The organism is Lentzea sp. HUAS TT2 (genome assembly GCF_051853195.1).
Taxonomy (GTDB): Bacteria; Actinomycetota; Actinomycetes; order Mycobacteriales; family Pseudonocardiaceae; genus Lentzea.
This window is the reverse complement of record NZ_CP196667.1, coordinates 4,302,916-4,315,401: the sequence shown is the minus strand read 5'-3', so window position 1 is coordinate 4,315,401 and position 12,486 is coordinate 4,302,916. Positions and strand designations below refer to the sequence as shown.

At 67.7% G+C, this 12,486-nt stretch carries 13 protein-coding genes; 1 reads left to right on the top strand and 12 read right to left on the bottom strand.

All coding sequences use genetic code 11. The features are described 5' to 3' along the window. Nucleotides 1-786 precede the first annotated feature (786 nt). Nucleotides 787-2,118: a hypothetical protein gene (locus ACSHWB_RS21700; RefSeq protein ID WP_439663827.1), complete on the top strand. Its 1,332-nt coding sequence runs from the start codon at nt 787-789 to the stop codon at nt 2,116-2,118. Nucleotides 2,119-2,836: 718 nt separating this feature from the next. Here ACSHWB_RS21700 and ACSHWB_RS21695 read toward each other — a convergent pair. From ACSHWB_RS21695 to ACSHWB_RS21640, 12 genes are all read right to left on the bottom strand, one after another. Beyond that, a complete protein-coding gene (locus ACSHWB_RS21695) occupies nt 2,837-3,394 on the bottom strand; it encodes a hypothetical protein (RefSeq protein ID WP_439663826.1) in 558 nt (185 codons plus the stop codon). A 291-nt stretch (nt 3,395-3,685) separates the two neighbouring features. Then, nucleotides 3,686-4,666 (bottom strand): alpha/beta hydrolase, encoded by a 981-nt coding sequence (locus ACSHWB_RS21690; RefSeq protein WP_439663825.1) that lies wholly within the window; start codon nt 4,664-4,666, stop codon nt 3,686-3,688. Nucleotides 4,667-4,689: 23 nt separating this feature from the next. Continuing rightward, on the bottom strand, nt 4,690-5,043 hold the full coding sequence (locus ACSHWB_RS21685) for a hypothetical protein (RefSeq protein ID WP_439663824.1): 354 nt from the start codon (nt 5,041-5,043) through the stop codon (nt 4,690-4,692). Between the two features lies 1 nt (nt 5,044). Next, nucleotides 5,045-5,518, bottom strand: coding sequence for a TetR/AcrR family transcriptional regulator (locus ACSHWB_RS21680; RefSeq protein WP_439663823.1), 474 nt, complete (start codon nt 5,516-5,518; stop codon nt 5,045-5,047). A 58-nt stretch (nt 5,519-5,576) separates the two neighbouring features. Next, on the bottom strand, nt 5,577-6,116 hold the full coding sequence (locus tag ACSHWB_RS21675; RefSeq protein ID WP_439663822.1) for a TetR/AcrR family transcriptional regulator: 540 nt from the start codon (nt 6,114-6,116) through the stop codon (nt 5,577-5,579). Between the two features lie 24 nt (nt 6,117-6,140). After that, nucleotides 6,141-6,602, bottom strand: a complete 462-nt coding sequence (locus tag ACSHWB_RS21670) for a nuclear transport factor 2 family protein (protein WP_439663821.1) — start codon at nt 6,600-6,602, stop codon at nt 6,141-6,143. A gap of 98 nt (nt 6,603-6,700) precedes the next feature. Further along, nucleotides 6,701-8,293 carry a glycoside hydrolase family 64 protein gene (locus tag ACSHWB_RS21665; RefSeq protein WP_439663820.1) on the bottom strand — a complete coding sequence of 531 codons (1,593 nt, stop codon included), beginning with the start codon at nt 8,291-8,293 and terminating at the stop codon, nt 6,701-6,703. Nucleotides 8,294-8,476: 183 nt separating this feature from the next. Then, a complete protein-coding gene (locus ACSHWB_RS21660; protein ID WP_439663819.1) occupies nt 8,477-8,887 on the bottom strand; it encodes an ATP-binding protein in 411 nt (136 codons plus the stop codon). Continuing rightward, a complete protein-coding gene (locus tag ACSHWB_RS21655) occupies nt 8,887-10,053 on the bottom strand; it encodes an AI-2E family transporter (RefSeq protein ID WP_439663818.1) in 1,167 nt (388 codons plus the stop codon). Before ACSHWB_RS21655 ends, ACSHWB_RS21660 begins: the two co-directional genes overlap by 1 nt. A gap of 95 nt (nt 10,054-10,148) precedes the next feature. Then, nucleotides 10,149-10,505, bottom strand: a complete 357-nt coding sequence (locus ACSHWB_RS21650; protein WP_439663817.1) for an STAS domain-containing protein — start codon at nt 10,503-10,505, stop codon at nt 10,149-10,151. Further along, entirely contained in the window at nt 10,502-11,674 is a 1,173-nt protein-coding gene (locus tag ACSHWB_RS21645; RefSeq protein ID WP_439663816.1) for a PP2C family protein-serine/threonine phosphatase, read from the bottom strand. Before ACSHWB_RS21645 ends, ACSHWB_RS21650 begins: the two co-directional genes overlap by 4 nt. Further along, complete coding sequence (locus ACSHWB_RS21640; RefSeq protein ID WP_439663815.1) at nt 11,674-12,483, bottom strand: alpha/beta fold hydrolase; 810 nt, start codon at nt 12,481-12,483, stop codon at nt 11,674-11,676. The genes ACSHWB_RS21645 and ACSHWB_RS21640 overlap by 1 nt, the downstream gene beginning before the upstream one ends. Nucleotides 12,484-12,486 lie beyond the last annotated feature (3 nt).

Here is a 12,486-nt window from a genome sequence, read left to right as displayed (position 1 = left end):
TACACACCGGTTCTGGGCCAAGCAGACCGATTGAACGGCGCCAGGCTGGGAAGCGGCGGTACGTTCGATCGGAAGTACGTTTTGTATCACGCTCCCCTCGGAACCCGCGCAACCGGGATGGCGAATCGAACCGCCGTGTCGCGAACCCAAGATCAACATTCTTTGGGGCCATGCGCCTTAGCGCCCCTTCCGGGTGAAGATTCCACCTCCTTCTCTTGTCATAAGTCCTATTTGCCCAGCTCAGGACACACAAAGACCCTCGACTCAACCTAGCGTCAACTGTTAATACGCTGCCCGCCTGAACCATTCAGACCCCCCGCGCGTATCCGAGGACGCCGAGGCAGGTGTAGCGTCTTGCACCAAGGCGGCAGATTCTCTGCGCCGCAGAAAAGCCCCCCGGATGTCTCGCTCCAAAGGTTCTGGGCTGACAGCCGGCAGTGGGAAGAGAGTGGAGTCCCGGCTGGGAAACTTGGACTCCACTCTCACCTTCACGCTTCCAGAGCACAGCAGCAACACGGGCAGGCAAGCGCTACCCGGACGCAACAAGGCATAAGATATTAAAATATCAGCACGTCAAGCAAACGCAGAGGATGTGCGATCCAGTTTCCTCGCCGACTCGAATCTTCCGCAAATCCCATGAACGCCCGGTCGAGTGCAAACGCCCTTAGCCGATGATGCATCCTTACTGTCCACCGCTAGACCGAGTACATCTCGTCTTCAGAGCAGCCGGTCACGTCCGGCGACACCGTGGCGCAGCGCGTTGTAGGAGACCTAAGGGCGCATGGGATGACCGATGACCGGAGAGCTGGCCGCCGACTGCCCAGCGAGTTGAGTGATTTCTCAAGCGAGCATCCGCTGTCGGCGCAGAAGAAGCTGTACGTCCTGAAGATCAACGAGGTTCTACGCTTGCGGTTCAGCTACGCGACCGACTTCGCGAGATGGACGCTCGATCAACCCGACCGTCCCAGCTGGACGTACGAGCAGAACTTCACGCAGTGGATCTACCCCCGGCTCGGGGCCGAGTCCAGGGCCACCAAGTTGCCCGAGTGGAGACTGATTGACTGGGTGGTCAAGAGCGCGATGCCTTTGGGGCGCTACTCCAGAGACGACCACACCGAGAAGCTCTGGGAGTTGGCTGATGGCTGGAAGACCCTGGAAGGCGAGCGCCCACCGGGCTACGTCGGCCCACATTCTGATGAGCCCCCACTGACTCGACTCGATCAGGCGCGTGACCGCGATACCGAGATTGCACTGCTGCGAAACCTCGTGCGGCCTCACCTGCTGCCCAGCAACCGGCATCAGCTGAGTCTCGGCCGGCACCACAGGCCCGAATCACTACCAAACGCCAATGAGCTCAGCAAGACGATGGGTCAGCAACACGCTCAGACCGATCAACAGCTGCAAGCCGAACTACAAGCACTCAGACGGCAGAACGACGACCTCGTCGCCCAGCTCGATGCAATGACGAAGGCCACCGAACTCGAACGAAGCGAGAACGCCGCAGGAAGAGCGTGGATCATCGCCTGGCTTAACGTCCTACGGACCAGAATCCCGCACGGCGAGTTCAGTGAGTGGGTTCGGGTGATGCACTTCGGCGAGCTCCCGATCGCGAACCTCCACAACGTACTACGTGCGCCTCGCCCGCCCGTGTACGGCTGCGTAGCACTGTGGTTTAGCGCGTATGTTCGGGCGTTCCTGCTCATGCGGTACCCCGCCGGGTACAGCTGCGTGGACTCAGGCGGTCACCTTGAAGATCTCGTAGACAACGGGACGTTGCCTACCCACGACGGACTCAAGAACCTGCTGGCGGCGGATGCCGTCCTGCGGACCGTAGTCCCGCCTCTGCTGGACGAAGCATTCCACGAGGTCCAAGAGCGGACAGCTGCTGGCTTGGGTGCTGCAGATACCGCCATCATGCCGGTCATCAAGGAGAAGAACCCGATGGAAGTCCCATCCACGATCTCCCGAGACCAGGACGTCTTCGTCCAGCAGGCACTTCCTTCCACAGCTGGCGACATCCTCGACTTCTCCAAGAAGTTCAACAGAGCCGGGTCCGGAGACAGGACGGTCTGCGAACTGATCACCCGACTTCGTGCCCTGAACAGGCTCAGCGCCTGAGTTCGGCCGACAGCTGCACATTGCCGAAACTCGCGCGAGTTAGGTTACGTGCCAATCGCAGCGTCTTTCATGGCCTGCGGCGGAGACGCGGTCGGGACTTGACGAGGGCCACACGGACGTCCACACGGGGCTGCTACGCGGGCGTTGCCGAGTTGGGGCCCAGGGAGTCGGCGTCGGGGACAGCTCTGCCGGTGATCGCTCCTGCGACGGTGGTATGTGGTGAGATCTGGCAGGTCGTCTTGAGCGAAGTGCCCGGCTGGAGTGCTTATCGACCCCAACACCCACGCACTGCGCCAAGCGGTGGCGGAGATCGGGCTGCAGTCCAAGCGGGAGACCGGATACGACCTCGGCCCGTTCGCCCCTCGAACCCGAACTACCAGGGCGTCCTGATCAACTCAGAGAGGTTCTCCGCAACGTTCCCCATCGCCGCAGGCGCGTCCGGCTTCAGCCGCGAATGCGACACGTGGTGGATGGACTGGGTGTGGGTACACCCCTACGAGCGCGGCACGGGGCTGTCTCGCCAGGCCTGGAACGAGATGGAGCGGCTCTACGGCCTGTTCCGCATCGATGGGCCGTACTCGCATCCATGAGCACTTTCCTCCGGGCCAGGCAGATAGACCCGAACCGGCTGAACCTTCCCCTGCACGACGGCCGATGGGATTGAACTAGGCAACCGCAGCACACACCTTGGCCGCGACTTCACGGCGGATCACCGCAATCAACTCACGTGCCTGGACGGTGCCGATCTCCAGCTCCCTGCGAAGCACATCAGCCGGAATCGGCCGCAGGTGCGACGCCCAGTACCGCGCGTCAGCACCCCGAGCACGCACCAGGTCGTCCGGCGAAGGCACTGCAAGCTCCACCTCATCAAGGTCAACGGGTTCGGACGCAAGCTGGACGGGTGCAGCCGGACTGACGCGGGCGAGCGCCTGCAGACCTGCGGGCCGACCTCCGCCCATCCGATCAGCAACACTGGACCAACCGCATCGAACGCCGCCTTGCCGTACTCGCCGCTCAACACGGGCTCAGCCACGTTGAGAGCCAACGACACCACGCTGACGAACAACGTGAACCCGCGTAGAGGCCGAAGGTCCTCCGCCGAAGCGCCATGCATGGCGAGATACCTCGACGCAAGAAGAAGCCCAAGGATTGACAAGTCGACCGCAGGCGCGATCAACGGAGCCACCCACACCGGTTCACCGAGCCGCAGCGCAAGGCTGAGCACGTTGCCGAACCCGAAGAGAAACGTCAGACCAACAACCACCGCGGTGATCACCGTGACTGCCCGCGTCACGTCCTGCAAGACCCCTGAATGCGAGCCCGTGACGGGCCCGAGATCCCTGACCTGCGACGACACAGGACGGCATAGAACGAAAGGCTGCGCGTCCGCTTCTTGGATCTGACGTGCAGAAACGGCATCAGCTGGCATCACTCGCCACCGCAGTCGAGGGCCACCCGAGGACTCTTAATCAGCAGGTCCGGAGTTCGAGTCCCTGGCGGCGTGCTCCAGAGAAGCAGGCAGAGATTCGTCTCTGCCTGCTTCTCTGTTTTGCGTGCGAATTCCTCGTCACCACCGCAGGGCGCTGAGCTCACGGATCAAGACGGGCGAGAACGTCCCGTCGGCGGTGGTCATCGCGTGGCCCACGCCGGGGAGCACGACACGGTGCCCCACAACGGATGCGAGCTGGTCGGTCGTGTGACACGGCACCTGGGGGTCCAGCTCGCCGCAGGTCAGCAGCACCGGCATCGGCGGCAGCCTCCGTGCGACGTCGGGCGGGAAGACCGCGTCGTCCGTGGTGACGAACTTGCGGCTCGGCCCCGCCAACGACTGGAAGAGCGCGGCGAGCGCTGCCGGCATAGCCGTTGTGTCGACGGCGCGGCCGCCTCGCAGGTCCGCGACAGCCACGTCGATCGCCCGGTCGATGACCTCTGCTTCCTGCTCGGTCAGTGCTCCGGCGGCGACGGCTTGGCTGATCTGGTCGTGCAGTTGCATGGCGAGCACGTCCAGCAGTCGCAACGACTGGGGCTGCAGCATGATCAGGGCAGCGGCGCGCTGGTGGCGAGGCGCTTGCGCGGCCAGCACCAGTGCCGTCATGCCCCCTTCGCTGTGGCCGACCAGCGCCACCCTGTCGCGCGCCACCTCGGCACGGTGTCGCAGGAGGTCGCGGGCTGCCTCGGCCTGACGCACGAACGCCGGGTAGTCGAGGTCCTGAGGACGGTCGGCCCAGGCTCCCAGTCCCGTGCGGCCCGTGCCGTACTTGTCGAACCGGAGGGTCACCACGCGGTCGCGGTCCAGCGCGCCGGCGAGGTCGCGGAGGGTGTTCGGCGTGAGCGATGACTGGTTGCCGTCACGGTCGGTGGGACCGCTTCCCGGCAGAAGGAGGGCCGCGGGCAGGCGTTCGCCGCGCCGCCGGGCCGGCACGTGGAGCGTGCCGTACGTGGTCGTGCCCTCGACCACGAAGGACACCTGCTCGTCGCGTGCGGGCAGCCAGGCCGTGGAGCCGTGGCCGACGGCGGGCGTGATGCCGGTGGCGAAGACTGCTGCCATGAGGGCCGAGGCGACTTTGACGATCAACGGCTCGTCGCCTGTTCGACCATGGCCACCACCGCGCGGGGGTCGTCGACCTCGACGACCAGACGGGTGTAGTGCTCGTCGGCCAACTCCACGACCACTGCCTTCTGCCCGTCGCGGACCGCCCAGAAGACCTTCTCGCCGTCCTGGTGGAACGTGCCGGCCGTGATCACGCCGGGCAGGTGCGTGCCCGGTGCCCGAACGCCCTTCGGCTCGCCCACGATCCCGGGATCCACCGTGGCACCGCGCACGTGTGCGAGCGGGATGGTCAGCTTGCTCTTCAACGACCACAACTTGTCCAGGCCGTTCATCTCCACCACCAGGTCCTGACCCTGCACGCTGATCGTCGCCATGTCAGATCTCCTTACCCTGCACCGTTTCCGGCACATCACGAATAGTGGGGACGTCGGCCTCCTCGTGGCGCGCGACGTCCGGCCGGCCGCGCAGCCATCGGCCGAGCAGCGCCTCGGTGGCGCGCGGGTCGCCCGTCGCCTCGTCGAGCTCGGCGAAGACCGACGACACCAGGCCGGCGACCTCGGGGTCGTCTGGAGCCCGGTCGACCGCGGCCACCAGCAGGAAGTCCCACGCCGGCACCTGGTCCTGGACAACACGAGCCAGGTGCGGGCGGACGTCCTGCTCGATGTGCCGGCGCAACGCGGCCAGGTACAGCCCGCGCTTGCTGCCGAACACGCCGTAGAGGCTGTTGCGGTGCACTCCGAGTCGAGTGACCAGGTCGTCGATCGAGACACCGTCGTAGGCACGGCGGGCGAACAGATCCGCCGCCGCCTCCACGGTCTCGTCCACGTCGAAAGACCTGCGTCGTCCCATGTCACGACCGTAGCGTTTTCAGGAACGGTCAGTCAAGAACAATCGTTCCTAAAAACGGTCAGCGAGCGGCGAGCACCCGCGCCCACGACTCGTCGACGTCGGCCAGACCCAGCACGGCGACCACGTTGTCGAGCATCCCGGTGCCGAACCACTGCCGCACCGCGTCGTCGTCGCCGAGCAGCTCCCGGACGGTGGCGACCTGCTTCGCGTAGCACTCGCGCACGGCCTGCGCCACCAACGGCTCACCGGCGGCACAGTTCGCGTGCATGAGGAACCGCAGGACGGTGCGGTCCGCGACCAGGGCGGCGTAGGCGTCGCGTGCGGCGGCCATCGCTTCCTCGGCCGTCCGTTCACCACTGGCCGCGTGGTCGGTCAGGGTCTGGGTCATCACCACGGACACGTGGTCGACCGCCGCCGCGAACAGCGCCTGCTTGTTCGGGTAAAGGCGGTAGAGGTACGGCTGCGAGATGCCCACCCGCTCGGCGATCTCGTGTGTTGTCGTGCCGTAGAAACCCTTGTGCGAGAAGGCTTCGACGGCCGCGACCACGACGGCCCTGCGTCGTTCGTCGCTCTTGGCGCTGGTACCGGGGGCGGGCATGGCGTCAGTTGAACACGCGTGCTGTCAGCGCCCGAAATCCACGCCGAGCTCACGATCGGACAGTGCGTCGTCGGGCGTGAGGGCCTCGATCGCCACCAGTGGGTTCCAGTAGTCGAGGTAGCGGGTGATGAGTCCGTCGTCGTCGGTTCTGACGACGGAGATGCAGGTCTGCTCGTACGGCTTGCCGGTCGGCAGGGCGGTGCCGGTGGAGCGGAACTCGGCGATCGCCAGCTTCGGATCGACGGTGTGGTGGAACACCAGGTCGACGAACTCGACGTCGAAGGTCTCCGGGAAGCCGGCCATGTGCGCGACCAGCGCCTCCCGTCCCACCACCCGGCCGGGAACTCCCGCGGGGGCGTAAGGGAATTCGAGCACCGCGTCCGGGGCGAACAGGGCCACCCAGTCGTCGATGCGTCCCGCCGCGGTCAGGCGCAGGTGCTCGGCGACGGCGTGCTGGGCGGCGGTGCGGCGTCCGGTGTCGACCACGGCGGCCTCCTCAGGTTAGTGATTGACCGATAACCTAGCACGAGAAAACAAGGGCGGGACCGACCGAGGTCAGCCCCGCCCTCGCGGTCACGAGAACGTCAGCCGCGGTGCCACTTCTGGTTGGCGCCGCCCACGCAGTCCCACATGTGCAGGACAGCGTCGTTGTTCGGGTTCCACTCGGCGATGTCCACGCACTTGTTGGCCTGCGGGTTTACCAGGTCACCGTTGCCGTTCAGCACGAACTGCTGGGCAGGGTTGCCGGAGCAGGTCGCGAGCTGCACGGCCGCGCCGTTGTCCCGCGAACCCCACGCCACGTCCACGCACTTGTTGTTCTCGGTGCGCAGGGTGCCGCTCACGAACTCGAACTTCTGGTTCGTGCCGCCCGTGCAGTTCCACACGATCAGGCGCTGGCCGTCGGCGAAGTTCCAGTTCGGCACGTCGATGCACTTGCCGTGCCAGTCGCTGACGATGCTGCCCGTGGTGGCCGGCGGCGGCGTGGAGCCACCGCTGAACGGGGTCAGGATGATGCCGGCCGAACGCGGGTCGCCGTCGTGCACCAGGGACTCCTGGGCCTGCACGTCGTCGAACGCGAACCCGTACGCCTTGCCGTCCACCATGTTCTGGTGCACCAGCCGCGAGTAGTGGTTGGTGATCGCGCCCTGGTAGAAGTCCGCGGGGCCGCCGCCGGGCTGGACGTCGATGCGGCCGAGCGTGGAGCGGTGCAGTGCCGCGCACAGGGTGCGCGCGATCGGGCCGACCACCTGGTCGTTGGGGGCGGCCAGGGCGCCGTCGCAGCCCCACACGTTCGACGTGGACGGCTTCGAGAACGACGCGACCTGCTGGCCGGCGGTGTTGCGGAAGTTCATCGTGCCGCCGGAGGTGCCGCCGAAGTACTTCACGTCCGGCCGGTCGCCGAACGGCTGCACGGTCAGCGTCTTGGTCATGTAGGCGTTCCACGCCTGGGTGATGTACGAGTCCAGGTAGTTGCGGTCGAAGTTGCCGACGTCGGCCGCCTTGCCCGGTGCGAGCACGCGCAGCACGGTGCCGTCCGAACGGGACATGACCGAACCGCCCCAGCCCGCCTGGTTGCGGATGCCGTTGATGACGGCGTCCCGCCCGCCGGACTTCAGCTCACCGGTCTTCTTCGTGGCACCGCTCGCGCCCGTCACGGTCACCGCGTGCGGCACCGCGAACATGTCCACCTGGGAGCTGTTGAGCCACAGACCGGCGTCGTTGTAGGTGAACTCGCTCCAGTCGAACAGGATGCCGCTGTTCGGGTCGCCGCCCGCCCACGGCGCCGGCTGCACCAGGCCGTCGGGCGTCAGGAAGAACTTCAGCTTCTCGCCGAACGACATGTAGACGCGGCCGGAGATGAACCGGGGCACCCGCAGCGAGGCGGTGCCACCGGGACCGGGGCCGGCGATCGACACGTCGGGCGCTGGGGTGGGCGGGTTGCCGCCCGGCGACCACGGCGTGAACGTGCCCGCCTGGTTGACGTACCCGAGTCGCCCGTTGCGGATGTCGGTGCCCAGCACGTACAGGTGCACGGACTCCGACCGGCCGCTGTTGTTGGTGACGTTGAGCGGCAGCAGGTCGGGGCCGATCGCCTGTGCGGGTGTGCTCGCGATGGCCATCGACGCGGTCGCCGCCAGTGTGGCGAGCGCGCTCAACCACTTTGTCCGAGTGCGCATGTGACTCCTTGTGCAGGGGTGCTCCCGTCAGCAGGTCCCCGGCCGGTCCAGGGCGGCAGGGGGCTCCGGTCGGGGGAAATGGTCCAGACCGGTTATGAGAGCGCTTCCATGGTTGATCGCAGAGACGAGCCCTGTCAATACCGGACCGGAACAACGCGGGTCACGACCGTGCGCGCGACCGGTTCAAGCCTGTGAGGACTCCTGCGGCACGCGGATCAGTGCCCACACCGTTTTCCCCTGTCCCGTCAGAGGACGGACGCCCCACTCCTCGGTGACGTGCTCGATCATGACGATGCCCCGGCCGCGGTGCCCGCCCAGGCGCGAGAGGCCCTGCGTCGGGAGGTGCGGGGACACGTCGTCGACCTCGAGGAGGATCTGGCCGGGTTCGTCGCGGCGGATCCGGATCTGGCCGGGCCCCGGGGTGTGGTCGTAGACGTTGCTCGCGAGCTCGGAGGCCACGAGCAGGACGTCGTAGAGGTCGTCCTCGTCCAGGTCGCCGAGCACCGTGGTGATCCACCGGCGCATCTCGGACAACGACGTGAGCGGGTCGACGCACAGGTCCATGGCGGGCGCGGCGCCGTTGAGCGGGCGCATCAGCCGGCCTGGTCCTGGTCGGCCACCGGTGCGGACTCCTCCGGCGCGCTGGCACGGACGTCGGCGGGACTGACGTGTTCGTCGGCTTCACTGAGCAGGGAACGGATGCCGGAGTTGAGCACCGCCAGCAGGGGAACGGCCAGCAGCGCGCCGGCGATGCCCGCGGTCAGCAGTCCGGCCGCGATGGCCAGGATCACGGCCAAGGGGTGCAGCTTCACCGCACGTCCTAACAGGAGTGGTTGCAGCACATGACTTTCCAGTTGCATGACGGCGATCACGACACCCAGCACCACCAGTCCGGCTACGAGTCCTTTCGCGACGAACGCGATGAGGACGGCGACCCCGCCCGCGACGACGGCGCCGATGATCGGGACGAACGCGCCGAGGAACACCAGCGCCGCCAGCGGAACCGCCAGCGGCACGCCCAGGACGGCGAGTCCGATGCCGATGCCGACCGCGTCCACGACCGCGACGGCCGCGGTGGCGCGCACGTAGCTGACGAGGGCGGCGAGACCCCGGCGACCGGCGACGTCCACCCTGGTCCGCACGCCGGTCGGTGCCACGCGGATGACGAATCCCCAGATCCGCCCGCCGTCGTACAGGAAGAAGATCAGCGTGAACAGCACGAGGAGCATCTGCGTGAGCGTCTCGCCGACGGTGGCGGCCGTCGTCAGCGCGCCGGAGGTGATGCCGGCCTGGTTCTCCCGCAGGGTCGCGAGCAGCCGGTCGGTGAACTCGCGCAGCTGGAGCTCGCTCAGGTGCAGCGGGCCGGCGGTCAGCCAGGCGGAGACCGCGTCGACGCTGTTCGACAGCTGGGCGACGAGGTCGGGCACGCCGTTGACGAACGTGATGACGACGAACGTGAGCACGCCGCCGAGCACGAGCAGCCCGCTGACCAGCACCAGGGCCGTCGCGACACCACGGGGCACCCTGCGGCGCACGAGGTAGTGCACGGCGGGCACCAGCAACGCGGCCAGCAGCAACGCGATGGCCACCGGAACGATCATGGCCGCCAGGTAGCCGGCGGCCCTGCCGATCACGTAGAGCGCGGCCACCAGCACGAGGACCCGCCAGCCCAGCGCGGCGCTGATGCGCAGCGCGCGCGGGACGGCGTCGTCCACGTCACGGTCGCCTCTCGGCGTCTGCGGACCTGTGCGATCGCCCATGCTGGTCCGCCACTCGTAGATGTCCTGTGCGTCGGGGTGACAGGACCTGCTCGCGGATACCCGGCACGGCACTGCGCGAACCGGACACCTTCGGGTCAGTGTCTCCCGGCCCAGGCCTGCTGGGCCTGCTCCGCGGTGGGGTGTGTCGCGAACAGGTCCGTGAGGCCGAGCAGCCCGAGCACTTTGCCCAGGTGACGTGGCACGGCGGCGAGCGCGATCTCCCCACCGGCGCGGTGGGCGAAGTCGCGTGCCGCGATGAGGGCGGCGATTCCGCTGGAGTCGCAGAACGTCAGGCCGGTCAGGTCGACGACCAGCTGGTCGCCTGCGCTGATCGTGAGCTGCCGGATCGTGTCGTGCGCGGCGGGAGCGGTGGACGAGTCGAGCTCGCCGACGAAGGCGAGCACCGGCCCGGTCGTGGTGGCCTGGGTCGTGGTGCTGAACTCGGTGCTCACGAATCCCCGTTTCCGGTCGAGGGGATGCTCAGGGCGAGCAACGCCGTGTCGTCCTCCACGCCGTCACCGAACCCGGTGAGCAGCCCGATCAGCGCGTTGATGACCTCGGACGCGGTGTCCGCCGCCGACTCCGCGAGGAAGTCGAGAAGCTCCTCCTCGCTGTAGCGCGTCCTGCTGGACCTGGTCGGGACGGCCTCGGTGAGGCCGTCGCTGTAGAGCAGCAGGGTGTCGCCCGGTGCGAGGTGCAACGCGACCTCGATGAACCGCGCGTCCGGGATCGCGCCGACGAGCATTCCGCCCTCGGTGTGCAGGAAGTGCGCCTGGCCGTCAGCGCGCACGACGATCGCCGGTGGGTGCCCGCCACTGGCCAGGGTGATGGCGCAGCCCGTGTCGTCGGGGACGAGCGAGCCGTAGATGACCGTGCAGAACCGGGTGTCCCCGCCGCGGTACTGCTGGTGCAGCACGGTGTTCAGGTTGTCCAGCACCTTGACCGGCTCGGGGCTGAACACCGCGGCGGAGCGCAGGGTGTAGCGGGCCAGCGAGGTCACCACCGCGGCCTCGGCACCCTTGCCGGACACGTCGCCGAGGAAGAACCCCCAGCTGTCCCCGGTGAGCGGGAAGAGGTCGTAGAAGTCGCCGCCGACCTCGTCCGCCGAGGCCGGGTGGTAGTAGGCGGCCACCTCCATGCCCGGCACCGTCATCAGCACCGGCGGCAGCAACGTCCGCTGCAGCGTCGACGCGAGGTGCCGCACCCGGTCCCGTTCGGCGTCGGACTCCTGGCGTGCGCGCAACAGCTCGCGTTCGTACTCACGACGGACGCGGCCGTCGAAGAGCGCGGTGCGGATCAGCTGCGAGGCACCGTCGGCGTCCTTCTTCACCGTCGACGTCGCGAGCACCGGCAGCCGCGTCCCGTCCGCGGTCTTCAGCTCCAGCGCGAGACCGCCCGCCTCGCCGTGCAGCGCGAGCGTCGGCCCGATGTGGGTCTCGTAGTAGATCCGGCCGCCCGTGGTCAGCAGGTCCGAGAACCGCCGCAGGCCGACCACCTCGTCGCGGCGCAGACCCAGCCAGCCCAGCAGGGTCGTGTTGATCCTGGTGATCGTGCCGTCCATCGACGTGGAGAGGTGACCGCACGGGGCGTTCTCGTACAGGTCCTCGGTGGTCTCGGACATCACGGCGCACCGGCGAACACGAGGATCGCCGCGGCGGTCGGCTCGGGGGCGCTCAGCTGCGGGCAGTGCCCGGTCGCGTCCAGCGTCACCAGCTCGCTGCCCGCGATCTGGTCGTGGACGAACCGGCCGACCTCCTGCGACGCGATGGCGTCCTGCGCGGTCTGGATCACCAGCGTCGGCACGGCGACCTCCGGCAGGTCGGCGCGGTTGTCGGAGAGGAAGGTCGCCCTGGCGAACACGCCGGCGATCGTCGGATCCGTGCGGCAGAAGCTGTCCGTCAGCTCGCCGCCCAGCTCGGGACGATCTGGGTTGCCCATGATCACCGGCGCCATCGTCGCCGACCAGCCGAGGTAGTTGGACTCGAGTGACTCCAGCAGCTCGTCGATGTCCTCGCGGCTGAACCCGCCCCGGTAGTCGCCGTCGTCGACGTAACGGGGGGACGGCGTCAGCAGCACCAGCTTCGCGAACCGGTCCGGCTCGAGGTTCGCCGCCAGCACCGCGATCATCGCCGACACCGAGTGCCCGACCAGCACGACGTCGCGCAGGTCCAGCGCCGCGCAGATCTCCAGCACGTCGCCGGCGTAGGCGTCCAGCGTCGAGTACCGCTGCTCCGACCACTCCGACGCGTCCGACCTGCCCGAGCCGATGTGGTCGAACAGCACCACCCGGAACCGTTCGGACAGCGCCGGCACGATCAACCGCCAGAGGTTCTGGTCGCAGCCGAAACCGTGAGCGAGCAGCACCGTCGGGCTGCTTTCACGACCGACCACGGTCACGTTGTGCCTGGCGATCACGTCCACGGTGCGCATACT